The following is an 834-nucleotide window of genomic DNA, read 5'->3' on the forward strand; positions in this document are numbered from 1 at the left end:
AGCACGGATAATTAACTTGGAGAACAGTTGATGATTTACGAAGGTAAAGCCATCACGGTTAAAGAGATTGAAGGCGGAATCGCACAGCTAAATTTCGATTTAGAGGGCGAGTCAGTCAATAAGTTTAACCGACTTACTATTGAAGAGCTTGGCGCAGCAGCGGAAAGCTTAAAGAACGCAAACGGCATTAAGGGCTTGATTGTTACAAGTTCAAAAGATTGCTTTATCGTTGGCGCAGATATCACAGAATTTACTGACTTGTTTGCTGGTTCTGAAGAAGAGCTTATCGCAAACAACTTGCAGGCCAACGCTGTATTTAGTGCAATTGAAGATCTTCCGTTTCCATCTGTAACTGCTATCAACGGTATTGCGTTGGGTGGCGGTTTCGAGATGTGTCTGTCTACGGACTATCGTGTTATGTCGCCAACGGCTAAAGTCGGTCTACCTGAAGTTAAGCTGGGTATCTTCCCAGGTTTTGGTGGTACGGTACGTCTACCACGTCTAATCGGTGCAGATAATGCAATCGAATGGATCGCAGGCACGAAAGAATACAAAGCACCTGATGCACTTAAGTTTGGTGCAGTAGATGCGGTTGTTGATGCTGATAAGCTAGAAGCTGCAGCAATCGATCTTGTTAAGCAAGCAGTTGCTGGCAAGCTAGACTATAAAGCTCGTCGTGAAGAGAAGACTTCTAAGCTTAAGCTGAACCCAATGGAAAGCATGATGACTTTCGAAACTGCTAAAGGTTTCGTTGCTGGTCAAGCTGGTCCTAACTATCCTGCACCTGTTGAAGCGATTAAAGCGATGCAGAAGCATTCGGGTATGGCGCGAGAC

Annotated in this window: 1 protein-coding gene; it reads left to right on the forward strand. The window is 45.0% G+C overall.

The annotated features are described in order from the left end of the window. Positions 1-30: 30 nt before the first annotated feature. A partial coding sequence (locus A3735_RS05410; protein ID WP_197485685.1) for an enoyl-CoA hydratase-related protein occupies positions 31-834 on the forward strand: 804 nt, incomplete at its 3' end.

It is taken from the genome of Oleiphilus sp. HI0061, assembly GCF_001635675.1.